The sequence below is a fragment of the Agrococcus sp. Ld7 genome (assembly GCF_045064095.1).
Classification (GTDB): Bacteria; Actinomycetota; Actinomycetes; order Actinomycetales; family Microbacteriaceae; genus Agrococcus.
In genome coordinates, this window is the sequence record NZ_JBISGY010000033.1 from 92576 (window position 1) to 110955 (window position 18380).

The 18380-nt window shown below is 69.4% G+C and carries 19 protein-coding genes and 1 riboswitch; of the genes, 10 read left to right on the forward strand and 9 right to left on the reverse strand.

Going from position 1 to position 18380, the window contains the following annotated elements; all coding sequences use genetic code 11:
- Positions 1–38: 38 nt before the first annotated feature.
- From ACJJVL_RS10220 to ACJJVL_RS10230, 3 genes are all read right to left on the reverse strand, one after another.
- Positions 39–1247 carry an alpha/beta fold hydrolase gene (locus ACJJVL_RS10220; protein WP_405218555.1) on the reverse strand — a complete coding sequence of 403 codons (1209 nt, stop codon included), beginning with the start codon at positions 1245–1247 and terminating at the stop codon, positions 39–41.
- The gene (locus ACJJVL_RS10225; RefSeq protein ID WP_405218556.1) at positions 1244–2266 is read right to left on the reverse strand and encodes a 3-oxoacyl-ACP synthase III; all 1023 of its coding nucleotides are present in this window, start codon (positions 2264–2266) and stop codon (positions 1244–1246) included. The genes ACJJVL_RS10220 and ACJJVL_RS10225 overlap by 4 nt, the downstream gene beginning before the upstream one ends.
- Positions 2267–2451: 185 nt before the next feature.
- The gene (locus ACJJVL_RS10230; RefSeq protein ID WP_405218557.1) at positions 2452–2886 is read right to left on the reverse strand and encodes a hypothetical protein; all 435 of its coding nucleotides are present in this window, start codon (positions 2884–2886) and stop codon (positions 2452–2454) included.
- Between the two features lie 34 nt (positions 2887–2920).
- Positions 2921–3037: riboswitch (SAM riboswitch) on the reverse strand.
- Positions 3038–3279: 242 nt separating this feature from the next.
- Here ACJJVL_RS10230 and ACJJVL_RS10235 point away from each other — a divergent pair.
- Together ACJJVL_RS10235 and ACJJVL_RS10240 are read left to right on the forward strand one after the other, a co-directional pair.
- A complete protein-coding gene (locus tag ACJJVL_RS10235) occupies positions 3280–3624 on the forward strand; it encodes a hypothetical protein (protein ID WP_405218558.1) in 345 nt (114 codons plus the stop codon).
- A gap of 42 nt (positions 3625–3666) precedes the next feature.
- Positions 3667–4215 carry an NYN domain-containing protein gene (locus ACJJVL_RS10240; RefSeq protein ID WP_405218559.1) on the forward strand — a complete coding sequence of 183 codons (549 nt, stop codon included), beginning with the start codon at positions 3667–3669 and terminating at the stop codon, positions 4213–4215.
- Here the strand turns inward: ACJJVL_RS10240 and ACJJVL_RS10245 are convergent.
- Positions 4212–5291 (reverse strand): LacI family DNA-binding transcriptional regulator, encoded by a 1080-nt coding sequence (locus tag ACJJVL_RS10245; protein WP_405218560.1) that lies wholly within the window; start codon positions 5289–5291, stop codon positions 4212–4214. The two genes, ACJJVL_RS10240 and ACJJVL_RS10245, sit on opposite strands and share 4 nt — an antisense overlap.
- Positions 5292–5453: 162 nt before the next feature.
- Between ACJJVL_RS10245 and ACJJVL_RS10250 the strand changes: the two genes are divergently transcribed.
- From ACJJVL_RS10250 to ACJJVL_RS10270, 5 genes are all read left to right on the forward strand, one after another.
- Positions 5454–6308 (forward strand): ABC transporter substrate-binding protein, encoded by an 855-nt coding sequence (locus tag ACJJVL_RS10250; RefSeq protein WP_405218561.1) that lies wholly within the window; start codon positions 5454–5456, stop codon positions 6306–6308.
- A 69-nt stretch (positions 6309–6377) separates the two neighbouring features.
- Positions 6378–7166 carry an amino acid ABC transporter permease gene (locus tag ACJJVL_RS10255; RefSeq protein WP_405218562.1) on the forward strand — a complete coding sequence of 263 codons (789 nt, stop codon included), beginning with the start codon at positions 6378–6380 and terminating at the stop codon, positions 7164–7166.
- On the forward strand, positions 7163–7933 hold the full coding sequence (locus tag ACJJVL_RS10260) for an amino acid ABC transporter ATP-binding protein (RefSeq protein ID WP_405218563.1): 771 nt from the start codon (positions 7163–7165) through the stop codon (positions 7931–7933). The genes ACJJVL_RS10255 and ACJJVL_RS10260 overlap by 4 nt, the downstream gene beginning before the upstream one ends.
- Positions 7933–8976 carry a Gfo/Idh/MocA family oxidoreductase gene (locus tag ACJJVL_RS10265; RefSeq protein ID WP_405218564.1) on the forward strand — a complete coding sequence of 348 codons (1044 nt, stop codon included), beginning with the start codon at positions 7933–7935 and terminating at the stop codon, positions 8974–8976. The genes ACJJVL_RS10260 and ACJJVL_RS10265 overlap by 1 nt, the downstream gene beginning before the upstream one ends.
- Before the next feature lie 26 nt (positions 8977–9002).
- Entirely contained in the window at positions 9003–10172 is a 1170-nt protein-coding gene (locus tag ACJJVL_RS10270) for an NAD(P)/FAD-dependent oxidoreductase (protein WP_405218565.1), read from the forward strand.
- A gap of 48 nt (positions 10173–10220) precedes the next feature.
- Here the strand turns inward: ACJJVL_RS10270 and ACJJVL_RS10275 are convergent, their stop codons facing one another.
- The 5 genes from ACJJVL_RS10275 to ACJJVL_RS10295 all read right to left on the reverse strand — a co-directional run bounded on the left by ACJJVL_RS10275 (position 10221) and on the right by ACJJVL_RS10295 (position 16249).
- Positions 10221–11735, reverse strand: coding sequence for a DHA2 family efflux MFS transporter permease subunit (locus ACJJVL_RS10275; RefSeq protein WP_405218566.1), 1515 nt, complete (start codon positions 11733–11735; stop codon positions 10221–10223).
- A 128-nt stretch (positions 11736–11863) separates the two neighbouring features.
- Positions 11864–13135: a kynureninase gene (gene kynU / locus ACJJVL_RS10280; protein WP_405218567.1), complete on the reverse strand. Its 1272-nt coding sequence runs from the start codon at positions 13133–13135 to the stop codon at positions 11864–11866.
- Between the two features lie 106 nt (positions 13136–13241).
- On the reverse strand, positions 13242–13871 hold the full coding sequence (locus ACJJVL_RS10285; RefSeq protein ID WP_405218568.1) for a cysteine hydrolase family protein: 630 nt from the start codon (positions 13869–13871) through the stop codon (positions 13242–13244).
- Positions 13820–15241: a purine-cytosine permease family protein gene (locus ACJJVL_RS10290; protein ID WP_405218569.1), complete on the reverse strand. Its 1422-nt coding sequence runs from the start codon at positions 15239–15241 to the stop codon at positions 13820–13822. Before ACJJVL_RS10290 ends, ACJJVL_RS10285 begins: the two co-directional genes overlap by 52 nt.
- 63 nt (positions 15242–15304) lie before the next feature.
- On the reverse strand, positions 15305–16249 hold the full coding sequence (locus ACJJVL_RS10295) for a flavin reductase (protein ID WP_405218570.1): 945 nt from the start codon (positions 16247–16249) through the stop codon (positions 15305–15307).
- A gap of 131 nt (positions 16250–16380) precedes the next feature.
- Between ACJJVL_RS10295 and ACJJVL_RS10300 the strand changes: the two genes are divergently transcribed.
- From ACJJVL_RS10300 to ACJJVL_RS10310, 3 genes are read left to right on the forward strand one after another with little or no spacing between them, the layout of a single operon-like run.
- Positions 16381–17127, forward strand: a complete 747-nt coding sequence (locus ACJJVL_RS10300) for a GntR family transcriptional regulator (protein ID WP_405218571.1) — start codon at positions 16381–16383, stop codon at positions 17125–17127.
- Entirely contained in the window at positions 17124–17801 is a 678-nt protein-coding gene (locus tag ACJJVL_RS10305) for an amino acid synthesis family protein (protein ID WP_405218572.1), read from the forward strand. The genes ACJJVL_RS10300 and ACJJVL_RS10305 overlap by 4 nt, the downstream gene beginning before the upstream one ends.
- Complete coding sequence (locus ACJJVL_RS10310; protein WP_405218573.1) at positions 17798–18370, forward strand: amino acid synthesis family protein; 573 nt, start codon at positions 17798–17800, stop codon at positions 18368–18370. The genes ACJJVL_RS10305 and ACJJVL_RS10310 overlap by 4 nt, the downstream gene beginning before the upstream one ends.
- Positions 18371–18380 lie beyond the last annotated feature (10 nt).

Below are 18380 nucleotides of genomic sequence, written 5' to 3' on the forward strand. Positions count from 1 at the left end.
TCTGATGGCGTCTCGTTTGGAGTGTCCTTCGGCGAGTTTCACGGGTGGGAGGGGCGGGTCTCGTGACGCGCGTCGGCTTCGCCGATGCGCTCCTCGACCGGCGAGTGTGGGGCGGACGGCGCGGCTTGGTCTCGTGACGCCGCCTGCGGCGGCTCCTCGACCGGCGGGATGGGGCGGGCGACCGGCGAGTGGGCGAGCCAGTCGAGGACGGCGGGGGCGTAGGGGCGGTCCTCGGCGACGAGGTGGCTGGCGCCCTCGAAGCGGTGCACGTCGGCATGCGGCATGCGGTCGACGAGGTCGTCGAGGTAGCGGTCGCCGAACACCGGATCGCTCGGTCCCCACAGCAGCAGCGCGGGCACCCTCAACGAGGCGACGCCCGCGCTGATGCGCTCGAGCTCGACGAAGCTCTCGTGCCCCGCATCGACGGGAATGTCGGCGACGAAGCCGCCGATCCCGTGGCGGCGCGACGCCGAGCCGTAGGGCGCGCGGAACGCAGCCTGCACCTCGGCATCGAGCGACGGCGAGGCGAGCGCGAGCGTCGTGTCGAGGAAGCCGGATGTCGCGACGGTCGCCGCGCCCAGCACGCCGCGAGCGCCCGCGAGCCGCAGCGGCGCCGGGATGGGCGTCCCCGCCGGATGGTGCACCGCGGTGTTGAGCAGGGCGACCCCAGCGAGCTGGCCCGGGTGGTCGATCGCCCAGCCGAGCGAGACGACGCCACCCCAGTCGTGCCCGAGGGTGACGACCAGGCCATTGAGCGCGCGCCCGGCAGACTTCGCGTCGTCGGGGGCGCGCCCAGTCGACGCCGCGCCATCCGCACCCAGCGCATCCGTGAACGCAGACAGGTCGGCGACTCGCTGCGCGAGCGTGCGGTGCCGGCGCGCGCCGTCGGCGAGCTCCGTGCGCTCCGAGTAGCCCATCTCGAGTTGGTCGACGGCGACGACGCGCCATGCGGTCTCCCCCGCGGCCGCGCGGCGCAGCGACGCTGCGGCGATGCGTCGCCAGAGATACGACCAGGTGGGGTTGCCGTGCACGGCCAGGATCGTGCCGGCCGGCTCCACGCCCAGCTGCGCCAGCGCATCCGCGGTGTCGAGGCAGTGCCACTCGCGCGTGATCCCCGCATCGAGCCCGCGCCCAGGCACGGCTACGATGCGGCTCCATGCCGGGTCGAGGCCGGGCAGGTCGTGCGGCGGCAGCGCGGCGCGAGCGCCACCGGCCACCGCAGCGAGGGGCGAAGCCGGGGGTGTCACCAGGCGAGCTCCATCATGGCGGTGTTGAGGCCCGAGCCGACGCCCATGAGCAGCACGCGGTCGCCCTTCTTCAGGCGCTCCTGCTCCTCGACGAGGGTGATCGGGATCGACGCGGGGCCGACGTTGCCGAAGCGCGGGAAGGTCGTGGGCACGCGGGCGGGGTCGAGGCCGGCCGCCTTGACGATGGCGTTCGTGTGCACGGAGGAGACCTGGTGGGTGATGTAGCGATCCATCTGCGACCAGTTCCACTCGGGCGCGGATTCCTTCCACGCCGAGACGACGAGGTCGAGCCCGCCCTTCAGCAGTGCCTTCGCGTTCGTGTACATGCCCTCGGCGCTGCCGACGCACAGGTCGTGCCACTGCGTGGCAGCGCGCGTGACGCCTCCGAGGATGCGGTGGCCCTCAGGGTGCCGGTCCGTGCGCCCGAGCACGGCGGCGGCAGAGCCGGAGCCGAGCGTGAGGGTGGCGAACTCGCTCAGGAAGTCGGAGCGGTCGATGTCGCTGCCGAGCAGACGATCGATGGTGTTGACCTGGATGTCGTCGGCGTCCTCGCCGTTGACGACGATGGCGTAGTCGATCTGACCCGACTCGATCATGCCGCCCGCGAGGCTCATGCCGTTGACGAAGCCGAGGCAGGCGTTGGCCACGTCGAAGTTGATGGCGCTGGTCGGCAGGCCCAGCTCGTGGTGCAGCCGCACGGCGACCGAGGGCTCGAGGTGCTTGCGCGTCACCGAGGTGTTGATGAGCAGGCCGACCTGCGACGCTTCCACTCCGGCCTCTGCGAGCGCGCGACTGCCTGCCTGCACGGTGGCGTCGTCGGCGGATTCGCCCTCGGCCCAGTTGCGGCGCTCATCCACGCCCGCGACCCGGCGCAGCAGCCCGCCCTTCAGGCGCAGGCGGGAGAGCGCACCGCTCAGCCGCTCCTCGATGTCGAGCGAGGTCGTCACCCGACTCGGCAGTGTGCTCGCGACCGACAGCAGCGAGACGTTCTCGAACCGCGTGGTCGCGTTGCCTGTCACTGAGCCTCCGTCATGGGCCGCATCTGGAAACGGTCCGTCGAATAGCGTAACGAGTGCGCCTATGACGGAGTTGGATGCTTCCCGAGTGCCGACGCACGACGCGGCGTGCCGGCCGACGCTGCGGGATGCCCACCGGGCGACGACAACGGCCGTCGACGCCGTCCGGCGGGCACGAGCCGTCGGCGCTACCGCTCGTCGAGGTAGCTCGCCGGCGTCATGCCGATCGCGCGGAGCGCTCGCAGCTCGTCACCGAAGACGCGCAGCGCCCACGACGCATCCGCCCTCCGCGCGCGGCGCGAGAGCTCGACCAGCGCGAGCACGCCCGGCTGTGTCGGCGGGCGGCGCACGAAGGCGACCGCCCACGCGAGATCACTCCCGGCGGCGTGCAGGTCGACGTCGGGCAGCGGCGGCTGCGGCAGCACGAGGTCGCACAGCACGCACTGCTCACGATCCGAGTAGGGGTCGGCCGCGCGCAGCTCGCCGTCGTGCGGGCAGTCGCGCTGCGCTCGTGCGATCGCCTTGATCATCGAGATGCCCGTGCCGCGTGACGCATCGGGCCAGGCGGGTGGGCGCGGCCGGCGGTGGGGCTCGCCTGCGGCGAGCGGAGGCTGCATGAACATGGATGGCTCCGTCCTCTACGGGAACGGCGTGCCGATCCCGCTGACTTGCCCGGCGCGGACGCGCTGGGCCGGCTCTTCCCCTGGGGCACCCCGCTCAGCGGAGGGGGTTGCCGTGCAGCCGGCCAGGTACCGATGGCTGCAGCTCGTGAGCTTGGTCTCGAGTGTAGGCGGAGGGACTGACATGCTCCGGTTGCTCCAGTTCGACAGATGCAGGTGTCACCGGCGTCTCCGCTCATGGCGAATACCGCCGCGTCGTGCGAACACAGCGAGGAGTGGAACAATGGGGGACGAGAGCGGCCTGGTTGCAGGTGCGCTCCGACACCCATCACTCCAACGGCGGATGCCTCGCGCTCCGCCGCGCGCGCATCCGTCTGACACGACGAGAGCAGCAGCATGAGCAACACCGGAACCATCGACCAGGTCACCCCCGCAGCCGAGCGCGCAGCGACGCCCGAGTCGCCGAAGCAGGCCCCCGCGCGCACCGCCCGCCGCTGGCCCTGGATCGCCGCGCTTGTCGTGGTGGCCGGCCTCGGTGCCGCCGGCACGGGCATCGCGGCCGCGTCGGCCGCCGACGCGCAGGCGCAGCTCGCCACCCTGCAGGAGGAGCACGGCGACCTCGAGACGCGTGCCGGCATCGCGCAGAGCAGCCTCGACCTGATGCGCGAGAACCGCGACCGCCTCGAGCTGCAGGTCGAGGAGCTGCAGGCGCAGATCGACGAGCTGCAGGCCGCCAACTAGGGCTGCATGCCGGTGCTGCCGCTCGGCCAATAGGCTCAGGCCATGGCCGAGCGCAGCACCTACCTCCTCGTCGATGGCGAGAACATCGATGCGACGCTCGGCGTCTCCATCCTCGACCGCCGGCCGGAGCCGCAGGAGCGGCCGCGTTGGAACAAGGTGCTCACCTTCGCCGAGGAGGCGTGGCAGCAGCCGGTCAAGGGGCTGTTCTTCCTCGCGGTGACGAACGAGCTGCCGGCGTCGTTCGTGCAGGCACTCATCGCGATGGGCTACCGGCCGGTGCCGCTGAGCGGTGACGGCAAGATCGTCGACATCGCCATCCAGCGCACGGCGGAGGCGCTCGTCGAGCGCGACGCCGACGTGATGCTGCTGAGCCACGACCGCGACTTCGCGTCGCAGATGGAGCGACTCGCTGAGGATGAGAGCCGTCGCGTCGGCATCATCGGCTTCGGCGAGTTCATGGCGGCGAGCCTCCGCGAGGTGCCGGGCGCTGAATTCTTCGACCTCGAGTACGACGTCGCGGCGTTCACCAGCCGCCTGCCGCGCGTGCGCGTCATCCCGATCGACGAGTTCGACCCGCTCGAGTTCCTCTAGCGGTCACGCGAGGGCGCAGCGACCGACTCCCTCACGATCAGGTGCTGATCCAGCACCAGCGTGGTCGCGGGTTCCTTGGAGCCACGGATGCGCCGGATCAGCAGTCGCGCCGCCTCTGCGCCGATCTCGTGGATCGGCTGCGCCATCACGGTGATGCCGGGCGTCGCGACCTGCGTCCAATCGGCGTTGTCGAAGGCGACGAGCGAGAGCTCCCTCGGAATCTGCAGCCCGAGCTCTCGCGCCGCGCGGAAGACACCCAGCGCGACCAAGCTGTCGGATGCGACGACGGCAGTGACGGCATCAGAGCCTGTCAGCAGTCGACGCGCGAGCACCTCGACGCCTTCCGCTCGCGCATTGAGATGCACGAAGGCCTCGGGCCGCGACACTCCCGCTGCCGCAAGCGCATCGGTGAAGCCCTCGACTCGCTCGGCGACGGGCGAGGAGTAGAGCAGTTCCGAGCGCTGGAACGCGGTCGGATGAGCGAGGGTAGACACGAAGGCGATGCGTCGATGACCAGCCTCGACCAGCAGTCGAGTGAGGTCTCGCGCCCCGCTGCGGTTCGCAGCGATGACCGTGTCGACGCCGAGCTCAGGAACCGCTCGATCGAACAGCACCAGGGGCCTGCCCGAATCGATCACCGGGCGCAGGTTCGCGCTCTCGATTGAAGAGGCGGCGGCGACGAGGAGCCCATCGACACGCTTCGCCAGCTGCACGCCGATCGCCTTCGCCTCGACCGCGCCGTCCTCATCGGAGTTCGAGAGGATGAGGTCGAAGCCGGCATCGTTGGCAACGTCGGCGGCGCCACGCGTCGCCTTCGCGAAGAACATGTTCTCGATGTCGCCGACGACGATGCCGATCGTGTTCGAGCGCCCCGTGCTCATGGTGCGGGCGAGCGCGTTGGGGCGGTAGCCGAGCCGATCCGCGGCGGCGACCACGCGGTCGCGCACCGCATCGCTCACGGCGCCGTAGTCGCCGAGCGCGCGGGCTGCGGTGGCCTTCGAGACGCCTGCCTCCGAGGCGACGTCGGCGACGGTCGACTCGCGTCGACCGTTGGTCGCAGCTGCTTCTTCCGACACCCGTCCTCCAGAAATCGTGTTGACGTCTCGACACATCGTCGCGTACTGTCGCTCACAGCAACTGAGACCGGTCTCAATCTACGAGACTGAGACCGGTCTCAGCAAGCCTCCCCCGTAATCCGATCACGCTTCAACGACTGCAGCACCATCGAGAGGACCACCATGAAGTTCCGCACCACCTTCCGCCGCACGGCGGTCGTCACCGTCGCCGCGACCGCGGCGCTCGCGCTGGCCGCCTGCTCCGGCGGCGGCGCCGCCCCCGAGACCGAGGCCGCTGCCGACGACAACCCCTACGGCCTCATCACCCCGGGCCAGATCCGCGTCGCGAGCCTCGGCGACGCTCGCCCGTACACCTTCACCGACGAGTCGGGCGAGTTCACCGGCTTCGACGTCGAGCTGTTCACCGACGTCGCTGAGCGCATCGGCATCGACGATGTCGTCTTCACCGGTCAGGACTTCTCCGGTCTGCTCGCCGCGGTCGCGAACGGTCAGTTCGACGTGGGCGTCGCCGCGATCGGCATCACCGAGGAGCGCCAGCAGACCGTCGACTTCTCCGATGGCTACCTCGCTGGCTACCTCACCGTGATGGCGAGCCCCGACGCGGGCATCAGCGACGTCGAGGACCTGGCCGGCATGCGCCTCGGCGTCGTACAGGGCACCCTGCAGGAGGCGTACGCGGTCGAGCACTTCACCGACACCGAGCTCGTCCGCTTTCCCGACAACAACACCGCTATCTCGGGCGTCAACTCGGGCTCCATCAATGCGACGTTCCTCGACTACGAGGCGGCGAAGGTCTACGCAGAGCAGTACGGCCTCGTGAACTCGATCGACATTCCGTCCTTCGACGCTCCCGCTGGCTTCGCGATCGCGAAGGACAACCCCGCGTTCCAGGACGCCCTCAATGAGGCGCTGGCCGCCGCGATGGAGGACGGCACCTGGAAGGAGCTCTACGAGGAGTGGTTCCCCGGCTCCCCGATGCCCGAGCAGTACCTGCCCTCCGGCGAGCAGTCCGAGTAATTCCGCCATCGGCGCCCGGTGCGGGGCATCCACCTCGCACCGGTCGCCGCCAACCGGATGGAGCACACCATGAATTGGCTCGACAACCTCGTCAGAACGTTCCTCGACTTCGGCGCTATGTGGCAGGTGCTGCCGCAGATGCTCGGCACCGGGCTCGTCAACACCGTCATCATCTCGATCGCCGCGACCGTCATCGGTGTCGTGCTCGGCATGATCGTGGCGATCATGGGCATCTCGCCCTCGCGATGGCTGCGCGCTCCGGCGCGCGTCTACACCGACATCTTCCGGGGTCTGCCGGCGATCCTCACCATCCTCCTGATCGGGCAGGGCTTCGCGCGCGTCAGCCAGGAGTTCTTCGGCCCCTCGCCGTACCCGCTCGGCATCCTCGCCCTCAGCCTGATCGCGAGCGCCTACATCGGCGAGATCTTCCGCGCTGGCATTCAGAGCGTCGACCGCGGGCAGCTCGAAGCCTGCCGTGCGCTCGGCATGAGCTATGGCTCGGCGATGCGCCTCGTGGTCGTGCCGCAGGGCATCCGACGTGTGCTCCCCGCACTCGTCAATCAGTTCATCGCGATCGTGAAGGATTCCAGCCTGGTCTACTTCCTCGGCCTGCTCGCCTCGGAGCGCGAGCTGTTCCGGGTGGGTCAGGACGCCGCGGTGCTGACCGGCAACCTGTCGCCGCTCGTGCTCGCGGGCATCTTCTACCTGGTGATCACCGTTCCGCTGACACACCTCGTCAACTATTTCGACGACCGCTTCCGCACCGGGCGCCGCAAGGCTACCCCGCCGAAGAGCGGTCTCGCTGAAGTCGAAGACTTCTCGCCGAGCCCGGCACTGACCCACGGGAGCAACACATGACCTACACCACCCCCGTGCCCATCGCCGATGGCCACCTCTACACCGGCTCAAGCCTTGAGCTGCGCGACCTGACTATGGCGTACGGCGACATCGAGGTGCTGCGCGGCGTGAGTGTGAAGGTCGCTCCCGGAACCACCACCTGCGTGATCGGACCGTCAGGATCGGGCAAGTCCACACTGCTGCGCGGCGTGAACCGCCTGCACGAGCCGAAGTCCGGTGATGTGCTGCTCGCCGACAAGAGCGTGCTCGACCAGAAGCCCGATGAGATCCGACGGCGGATCGGGCTCGTCTTCCAGCACTTCAACCTCTTCCCCGACCACACCGCCCTCGAGAACGTGGCGCTCGCGCTGCGCAACGTGAAGCGGATGTCGAAGGCAGAGTCGCAGCGCATCGCGCGCGAGCGCCTTGAGGAAGTCGGGCTCGGCGAGCGCGCTGACCACCGGCCCCGCGACCTCTCCGGTGGCCAGCAGCAGCGCGTCGCGATCGCCCGTGCACTGGCGATGAACCCCGAGGTCATGCTCTTCGATGAGGTCACGAGCGCACTCGACCCCGAGCTCGTCAAGGGCGTGCTGAACCTGATGGCACAGCTGGCGCAGCGAGGCATGACGATGCTCGTCGTCACCCACGAGATGGGATTCGCCCACAAGGTCGCCGACCAGGTCGTCTTCATGGATGAGGGCAAGGTTGTCGAGGCAGGCCCGCCGAGCGAGCTGTTCGAGAACCCGAAGAGCGCCCGGTTGCAACGCTTCCTGTCGGAGGTGCTGTGATGGCGGGCTCCAACTCGCCGATCCGCACCGCGATCATCGGCTTCGGCACCTCCGGTCGCATCTTCCACGCCCCCTTCCTGGCGGCAGACAGCGACTTCTCGCTCGACATCATCGTGACGGCGGACGAGACACGGCTGGTTGCAGCGTCGGAGGAGTACCCGAACGCTCGCGTCCTCTCCACGCCCGAAGAGCTCTGGGCCGATAGTGAGTCGATCGACCTGGTCGTGATCGGCTCCCCCAGCGGCACGCACGCGGCGCTCGCGAGCGCGGCGCTCGAGGCCGGGCTCGACGTGGTCGTCGACAAGCCCTTCGTCGCCACGGCACGAGAGGCGGAGGCGCTCATCGCGCAGGCGGAGCATCTCGGTCGCCGCATCACCGTGTTCCAGAACCGTCGGTGGGACGGCGACTTCCGCACCGTGCGGGCGCTCGTCGACGACGGTGCGCTGGGCGACATCCGACGCTTCGAGTCGCGATTCGAGTGGTGGCAGCCGGAACTGCGTGCGGGATGGAAGGCGGAAGCCACTGCAGCTGAGGCCGGCGGCATCCTCTACGACCTGGGCGCGCACCTCATCGACCAAGCGCTGCAATTGTTCGGGCCGGTCTCGCACGTGCATGCCGAGGTCTTCACCCGTCGCGCCGGCGCCGGCGCCGACGACGACTCCTTCGTCGCCCTGCAGCACGAATCGGGTGCGATCTCCCACCTGTGGATGAGCGCGGTCGCGCCGATGTTTGGCCCACGATTCCGCGTGCTCGGATCGCGCGCCGCCTACACCTCCTGGGGGCTCGACGGGCAGGAGCCGGCGCTCATCGCCGGCGCGCGCCCCAGGGATCCTGGCTTCGGTGAGACGCCGGAAGCACGCTGGGGAACGGTGGGCACCGATGCCGAGCAACATCCGCTGCCGACGCAGCGCGGCGACTACGGCGCGTTCTACCGCCAGCTCGCTGTGGCGCTGCGCACCGACGGGCCACTGCCCGTCGACCCCCGCGACGCTGTCGCGGCACTCCAGATCATCGAGCAGGCGCACGCCTCGGCAGCGCGCTGACCTCTGACTAGAAAGCGAACACCACTATGGCCCTCAGCCAGCTCTCCCACGTCGTCGTGCTCGGCGGCGGCATCCTCGGCGCATCGACCGCCGCGCACCTCGCGCGCTCCGGCGTGCAGACCACGCTCGTCACCGCCGGGGCCATCGCCGACGGAGCATCCAGCCGCTCCATCGCGTGGCTGAACTCCTCCGGTGCCCGATCGGGCGCCTACCACTACCTGCGGCTCATCGCGCTCGATCGTTACCGCACATGGGCGGCTCGCCACCCGGAAAGCACCTCGTATCTGCGATTCGACGGTGCCCTGAAGTGGGCCGCACCAGGCGAGAGCTTTGCAGACACCTACGCCTTCGAGCGTGCTGGCGGCTATGACTCCGTCTGGGTCGACCGTGCCGACATCGGCCGCGTCGCGCCGGACGTGGATGCGGATGCGGTGGCCGACGAGGGCGCGATCTTCAACCCGGGTGAGGGTTGGGTCAGCCTGCCCGACCTCATCGCGGCGCTCATCGACCAGGCCACCGAGCTCGGTGCGCGCATCGTTGAGCAGGCTGGCGACGCGCGCGTGGACGTGCAGGAAGGCTCGGTCACGGGCGTGATCCTCGGGGACGGCTCGCGCATCGACGCCGACCGCGTCGTGCTCGCAACCGGCGGCGCGGTGCCAGCTCAGCTGCTGGCACTCGGTGTCGACGTGCCCGATGCGACGCCGACGGCATTCGTGCTGTTCACCGATCCGGTCGACGTGCCTGTGACGACGGTGCTCAACACTCCACGTGTGGCCGTGCGCCCTACGCCCGACGGGCGCCTCGTGCTCGACGCCGACTGGGCCGAGCAGTCGATTCGCGTCGCCGACGACGGCACCATCACGGTGCCGGATGCGTCAGTGCAGGGCCTGCTTGACGAGGCCTCCAAGGTGCTCGCCGGCAACCCGACGTTGACGGCGCAGCGCGTCGGCGCTGGCCTCAAGCCGATCCCCGGCGACGGCGACCCGGTCGCTGGGCGCGTGCCGTCGATCGACGGGCTCTACACGCTCTTCACGCACTCGGGCGCAACGCTCGGGCTGGTGCTTGGTGAGTTGCTCGCCGAGGAGATCGTCACCGGCACCTCGTCGCCGGTGCTGGCGCCGTTCAGCATCGAGCGCTTCGCAACTGCAGAGCCCGCTGAGCCAGTGGGCACCGGAGCTTGGGTGCCACTGCGGTAGCGAACGGGTCGCGGCGTCGCCGCCTGAGGATCCGCGCGGCTTCGGCGACTATTTGCTCGAGGCGGGCAGCGGCGACGTCCGCTCGCCGGCGCCCGTCTCTCCCCAGGCCACCGTGACCTTCGGCTTGGCGAAGCACAGCACCACGACGGCGCAGATCACGTAGGCGCCGAGCGCGAGCCACAGCGACTGCGACATCGCCGCCGCGAAGCCATCGCCGACCTCGGGCGGCAGCGGGCCCGCGACATCCGCCCCCGCCTGCTGGGCCGATTCGGTGTCGAATCCGGGCAGTTCGAGGGCCAGGCGAGCGTTCATGAGCGCCGCGATCGCGGCAGAACCGAGCACCGACCCGATCTGCCGGGTCGTGTTGTAGACCCCCGAGCCCGCGCCGGCCTGGCTGGTCGGCAGGTTGCGGGTCACGGTCGAGGCGAGCGGTGCCCAGATGCCCGCCATGCCGACGCCGAGCACCGCAGAGGGCAGCAGCAGCAGCCACAGCGGCGTCTCCAGCGAGAGGAGCGAGGCGTACCAGGCGATCGCGAGCGCCGCGGTGATCAGGCTGCTCAACGCGATCCACTTCGGGTTGACCCGGTCGCTGAGTCGGCCGACCAGCGGCGCCAGGATGCCGGAGACGACCGCCGTCGGCACGAGCATGAGCGCGGCCTGCGTCGGCTCGAGCCCGCGTGCGATCTGGAAGAAGAACGCGAGCGGCAGCGGCGTCGACGTCACCGCGATGCCCACGAGCGAGATCGCCGCGTTCGACAGTGAGAAGTTGCGGTCGAGGAAGAGCCCGAGCGGCAGCAGCGGCTCCGCACGGTTGAACCGCTGCCAGACGACGAACGCGGTGAGTACGACGAGCCCGGCGATGATGAGCCCCCAGACCGTGATGGGGCCGGCGATCGTGCCCCACTCGAAGGTCTCGCCCTCCTGGATGCCGAACACGAGCAGGAACAGGCCGACGCCCGACAGCGCGACGCCGAGCCAGTCGAAGCGGTGCACCCGCGTCTCGAGGTTCGGCACCAGTCGCCAGGCGACGACGAACGCGATGACGCCGATGGGCACGTTGACGAAGAAGATCCACTGCCAGCCGGCCGAGTCGACGAGCACGCCGCCCAGCACCGGCCCGACGAGCGTCGCGATGCCGGCGACCGCACCCCAGAGCCCCATAGCGGCGCCGCGCTTGTCGGGCGGGAAGATGCGGGTGATGACGGCCATCGTCTGCGGCGTCATGAGCGCGGCGCCCAGGCCCTGCACCGCTCGCGCCGCGATGAGCATGCCGATGCTGCCCGAGAGCCCGCACCAGAGCGACGCGAGCGTGAAGACCACCAGCCCGACGAGGTAGATGCGCTTCGGGCCGAATCGGTCGCCGAGGCGACCGGTGATGAGCAGCGGCACGGCGTAGGCGAGCAGGTAGGCGCTCGTCACCCAGATCACGGTCGTGAGGTCGGTGTCGAGCTCGCGCAGCAGCACCGGGTACGCGATCGAGACGATCGTCGTGTCCACGAGGATCATGAAGAAGCCGATCACGAGCGCCCAGAGGGCTGGCCACTGCTTGATGTGCTGATCCATGCGTCGCATTCGGTGTCGGATGGGCTGGGCCGCGATCGCGGTCAGCCTCGGTGGGTGTGGGTGGCGGTGCGCTCCGGTGGCGGTGTGCGCGGGTGTGGATGTGCGCCGCGGCGCAGCATCCGATCACGTCACGTGACGGCTCCGCGCTTCGCGAAGCGCGGCTCGCGCCACGATTCGGTCGTGAGGATGTCTTCCAGGATCGCCACCGCATCCCACACGTCTGCGTGCGAGACGTAGAGGGGCGCGAAGCCGAAGCGCATGAGGTCGGGCGCGCGGAAGTCGCCGATGACGCCGCGTTCGATGAGCGCCTGCATCACGGCGTAGCCGTCGTCAATGCGCAGCGCCACCTGGCTTCCGCGTCGCGCAGGATCCCGCGGGGTCACAACCTCGACGCCCCACTGCCCCAACCGCTCATCGACCAGCGTCATGAACAGCTCGGTCAGGCGCAGGCTCTTCTCGCGCACGAGGGCGACGTCGACGTCGTCCCAGATGTCGAGGCTCGCTTCCAGCGCCGACATCGACAACAGCTGGGGTGTGCCGACCCGGAACCGCGTGATGCCGGGCGCGGGCTCGTAGTCGACCTCGAAGTCAAACGGCCGGGCGTGACCCTGCCAGCCGGTGAGCGCCGGTCGAGCCTCGCCCTGGTGCCGCTCGGCAACCCACATGAACGACGGCGAGCCGGGGCCGCCGTTGACGTACTTGTAGGTGCAGCCGATCGCGAAGTCGGCGTTGGCGCCGTTGAGGTCGACCGGCACCGCGGCGACGCTGTGCGCGAGGTCCCAGAGCATGATGGCGCCCGCCTCGTGCACCTGCCGGGTGACCTCTGCCATGTCGTGCATGCGGCCCGTGCGGTAGTCGACGTGGGTCAGCACGACCAGCGCGACGTCGTCATCGAGCACGTCCGCCAGGGTCGGGCCGTTGTCGGCGATCAGCCGGCGCTCGAGCGGCTCATCGCCGCCGAGCAGCTCCTGCACGGCCTCCAGCACGTAGAGGTCGGTCGGGAAGTTGCCGCGCTCCGAGATGATGACGCGGCGCCCGGGGCGCATCCGCATGCCCGCGACCGCCACCTGGAACAGGCTCGCCGACGTGGAGTCGCCCATCATCACCTCGCCGGGCGCGGCGCCGATGAGCGGCGCGATGCGGTCGCCGACTGTGGCGGGCTTCGTGAACCAGCCGGCCTCGTTCCAGCTGCGGATGAGGCCGGTGCCCCACTCCTCGGTGATCACGTGCTGCACGCGCTCCGCGACGCCGCGCGGCAGCGCGCCGAGCGAGTTGCCGTCGAGGTAGATCACGCCCTCCGGCAGCGAGAAGCGCTCCCGGATCGGCGCGAGCGGGTCGGCGGCATCGAGCTCGATGCAGGTCTCGCGGTCGATCGTGCTGGCGGATGCGTCAGTGCTCATGGCGGTCGGCTGCTTTCGCGTCGATGGTCGAGTTCAGACGCTCCATGCCGCGCACGGGGCCATGCAGGAGCGCTCTCGGAGCGTATCCCTGGCTCCTGCGAATCGCTCAGGAGGCGGGTAGCTGCAGCACCTCATCGACCGTTGCCAGCCGCACCATCGGCGCGAGCATCCCCATGAGTGCCAGCGCCTGGTCGTGTGCCTCCTCGGTCGCCCCGGCGCAGGCATCCGTCACCACCGTGATCGCCTTGCCCGCGTCGACCGCTCCGAGCACCGTCGACAGCACGCAGCAGTCGGTCGCGACGCCGCAGACGATCAGCTCGGGGTGCGCTGCGGTGAACTCGGCCAGTTGCTCGCCCCACTTCGAGAACGTCGGAAGCGTCAGCACGGCGTCTCCGTCGCGCACGGTCATCGTCAGATCCCAGGCGACCGACTCCGGTGCCTCTCGACACTCCGACCATCGGTCGTAGTACGCCCGCCAGCTTCCGGGTTCGCTCGGGTCGCGCACGAACCTCGTCCAGATCACCGGTCCGGTCGCAGCATCGACGAGCTGCGCGACCCGGTCGGCCGCTTCCGCGTAGCCCGCGGTCGCCCACTGGCTCGCGGGGTCGCTGAAGATCTGCTGCATATCGATCACGAGGAGGGCGGGCGGCCGGGCCTGAGCCCGACCGCCACTCGAGGGCCGTGTCACGCGGACACCGTATCCATCGTGCGTGCGGGCGCGTGCCGACGGCGCCACAGCGGCGGCAGCTTGCGGAGCGCGAGGTACGCGACGGTGGCGGCGGTCGCGCCCGCGAGGTACGACACGTCGCCGAAGTCGGCGAACGTCGCAGCCAGCGGCCCGGTCCAGAGTGTCGACTGCCAGAAGAGCGACGAGAAGACGCAGCCGATGATCCAAGCCACGAAGCCCCACTCGAGCACGCGCTTCGCGTCGAACAGCTCCCGCACGCCCTGCACGCCGAGCTGGCGCATTCGCAGGAAGTAGTCGAGCAGCAGGATGGTGCTGAACGGCACCACGAGGTAAGCGAGCACCAGCAGGAAGTCGTAGAAGCTGCCGTAGGGGTTGGTCTGCATGAGCAGCGTCACGCCCAGGCTGATCACGGCCATGACGACGACAGCGATGATGCGGTTCACGGGGATGCGGATCGTCAGCAGCGACAGCGAGCCGCCGTAGAGGTTCATCGCGCTCACCGGCAGGGTCGAGAGCACTACGGTGATCATCGCGACCGGAGCCCAGGCACCAGCCAGCTCAGCAAGTGCCGGGATCGCGTCGAGCTCACCTGCGAAGCTGGAGACCAGCACGCCGATGCCGCCGAGCCACATCATCGCCACGAACGAGCCGCCCGCCGTGTAGAGCGTGACCTTCATGTGGGACGTGCTGCGCGGCAGGTAGCGCGAGAAGTCTGAGGCGAAGGGCGTCCACGTCATCACGTAGGCGAAGAAGAAGCCGGCGAACGTCAGCCAACCCGCGAACTCGCCCATGTAATAGGGGGCGTCAGTGTTGACCACCTGCGTGAACTCGGCTCGCTGGAGCGAGAGGACCGTGATCACGGCGAACAGGATCGCGAGCACGACGGTCGCGATCTTGTTGATCAGGTGGATGACGTTGTGACCCCAGATGGCGAACACCGCCTGCACCGCGAAGATGGCGATCGCAGCCGTCCAGAACGGCACATCGACGAGCTGCTGCAGCGCGAGCACGGCGAAGACGGTGTTGACGGCGGTCCAGCCGATCGCCGAGACCACGGTCAGCAGCGCGATGGGCAGGAAGTTGCCGAAGAAGCCCATCGGTCCACGCCCCTGCACCTGCTGCGGCACGCCGAGCTTGGTGCCGATGCCGGCGAGCACGCCCATCACGATCGCGCCGAGCAGGGTGCCGACGGCGACCGCGCTCAGGCCCTGCCAGACAGAGAGGCCGAAGAGCGATGAGAAGAATCCCGAGACAAGCACGGCAAGCACCATGTTCGCCGCGAACCACAGGGTGAACTGATTGCGCGGGCGCCCGTGGCGCTCAGCGATGGGGATCTCCTCGGTCGCGAACGGTTCGGTTCGCGTCAGGGACGTGCCGTAGGTCGGCGTCGGGTCAATGTGCGGAGCGCTGTCGGTCATGGCGTCGTTGCCTTCTCGCTGGGTGATGGATGGTGCAGAGGGATCGGTCGGATCGACCGGCGGTCACAGCTCGGTGAGCGAGCCGCCGTCGAAGAACTTGCCGGCCTTGTAGACGATGGGGGTGGTCTCGGCGGTCTCCGCATGGACGACCCGGGCGATGAAGACCGTGTGGGTGCGGGCCTGGAAGCGCTCCTTGATCTCGGCCTCGATCGACGCCGAGGAGCCGTCGATGAGCGGGCTGCCCTTGGGGCCTGCATGCCAGGTGACCTGCGCGAACTTGTCGGGGTCACGCGATGCGAACGTCGCAAGGGTGTCGCGCTGATCGGTGCCGAGGATATTGATGCCCAGGTGCTGCGAGTGGAACAGCGCCGGGTAGGTCGACGAGGTCTTCTGCACGCAGATGAGCACCAGCGGCGGGTCGAGCGAGACCGAGGCGTAGGAGTTTGCGGCGAGCCCGCGCGGCCGGCCCTCGGCATCGGTCGTGGTCACCACGGTGACGCCAGTGATGAACTGGCGATTGAAGCCCTTGAGCGCCTCGCGGGCGAAGTCGCCGGAGAGGTCGTCGACCACGGTCTGAGCGTCCGGCTCGAACGCGGCGCGCAGCGAGGGCACGCCGAGATCGGCGAGCAGCTCGCTCTGATCCCACGTGACCCGCTCGAACGCGATGCGGCCGTCGCGGAACACACCCTGGTTCGAGCCGCGGGTCTGCACGCGGGTGCCGGTGGCGGGCACCTCACCGAGGTCGTTCGTGAAGGTGCCGGTGGTGCTCCAGAAGATCGCGAAGTCGTCGCCATCGATGATGAGCTTCTCGACCGTGGTGGTCATGTCGGGGAATGCCGCGCGCACCTCGAGGATCTCGCGCTTGAGCCCGGCCAGATCGGTGCGGCTGCCGGAGGCAGCACTCTCGCGCACGAAGTCAGCGCTCATCAGCTCGTCGAGCCGGTCCACCTCACCGCGATCCCACGCGGCCTCCCAGGCGGCGAGCACCGCGCTTCTCAGTTCCGTCATGACAGCTCCCTTGATGTCTTGCATGCCAGTGATCGTAAGTGTCCAGCAGTGATTCGTCAAGTATCGGGCTAAAATAGCGAAAATCAGGCACTTCGCTTGCAGCATTGTTGTATGCAAGGTACGTTGCTTGCATGCAAGAGACGTTCGAGCGATCCGACATTAGCGTGGGCGCGGCAGAGACACCGCTGCTCGACCGCCTGCGCACCTTCGTGCTCGGCGGCGACTACCCGCCCGGCGCACCGCTGCCCGAGCTCTTCCTCGCGCAGGAGTTTCAGGTGAGCCGCACGCCTATCCGCGAAGCGCTCAAGCAGCTCGAGAACGAGGGGCTCGTCGAGATCCGCCCGCGCGTCGGCACCTTCGTGCGTGAGCCCACCCGTCGCGAGATCGTTGAGCTGTTCGAGCTCAAGAGCGGACTCGAAGCGCTCGCCGCCGGGCTGTTCGCCCGCCGCGGCGCGGTGGCCGAGCTCGAGGCGCTGCGGCGCAACCTTGTCGCCTCTGCCGAGGCCGTTCGCCGCGGCGACGGCTCGCGCTACGCCGCACTCGTGCACGAGTTCCACCATGCGCTCGTCGCCGGCGCTGACAACAGCAAGCTGATCGAGCACTACGGACGGCTCATGAACCAGCTCGCGTACCACCGACTGGTGCGCAAGGCCGTCGACCAGCCCGGAAGGCTCCGCGACTCGCAGCACGAGCACGAGAGCATCGTCATCGCCATCGAGGCGCGCGACCACATCGGCGCTGAGCTTGCGACCCGCCGTCATGTGGATGCCTCGAGCGAGGCGACCATGCGAGCGCTCGCCACCGAAGCAGCCGACGGCGGCATGGCCGCTGAGGCTGACACCTCCGACATCGACGACGCACGAGGAGCGCGAGCATGACGACCACCGAGACCGCACCCCGTCTCTACGACCTCTCCACCGCCTCGACGCTGCGCGGCTACGGGTCGGTCGCTGCGGCCATTGGCCTGCGCAGCATCCGCACGGTGACAGAAGAGCTGCCCCCGGCCGACGCACGGCCCGGCACCGCACCGATCCTTCGTGCGGCCGCGATCGCCGTCATCGCCAACCCGTGGGCGGGCACCGCCGTCACGCACGACCTCGAGCCCGAGACCCAGCGCATCGCGCCGGCGCTCGCGAAGCTGCTCACCGATCGGCTGAACGACGCTCTCGGCGGGCCGGATGCCGTGCAGGCGTTCGGCAAGGCCGCAGTCGTCGGACTCGACGGCGAGATCGAGCACGCAGGCGCGCTCATCCACACCCCCTATTTCGGCAACCTCATGCGCGAGGCGCTGGGCGGCACCTCGATCCTGTGCTTCTCGGATGCGCGCTCCGCGGCTGGCGCCAGCCACCGCATCCCCCTCTGGCACAAGACGGCGCCCGCCACGCGCGACTTCTACCAGTCGCTCGAGGTGCACCTGGCCGATGCGCCGCACCCGGGCGAGATCGCCATCATCGCCGCGGCCTCCACCGGACCGCGCCCGCATGCCCGCATCGGCGATCGCACGACCGATCGCGTCATCACATCCGACATCCTGAAGGAGCTCCCACTGTGACTGAGACCACCGCCGCACTGAAGGTGCGCAAGATCACCACCCTGGTCGAGGAGATCGCCGTCGAGGGCGGCCGCCCGGTCGAACCGGTCGCGCGCATCGCCGTCGTGGCCGCGGTGATCGACAACCCGTGGCACGGACAGGGGTTCGTCGACGACCTCAGCGGCGGCATCGACGCCGTCGCCTCCGACCTCGGCGCGCTGCTCGCGCCGCGTGTCATCGAGGCACTCGGCGCCCCGATCGAGGCGTACGGCAAGGCCGCGATCATCGGCCTCGAGGGCGAGGTCGAGCACGGCTCGGCGCTCATCCACACGCTGAAGTTCGGCGACCACTTCCGCTCCGCCGCGAGCGCAACCACACTGCTGCCCGCAGTCGAGAAGCGTGCGCTGGCCGGGACGACGTTCGACATCCCGCTCAAGCACATCACCGACGCCACGATCCGCTCGCACCACCAGAGCATCGAGGTGCAGGTGGCCGACGCCCCGCACGCGGGCGAGATCCTCATCGCACTCGCCGGCGCCGCGCAGGGGCGGCCCCAGCAGCGCCTCGCGGCGCTGTCGACCGAGCAGTAGCCGGAGCGAA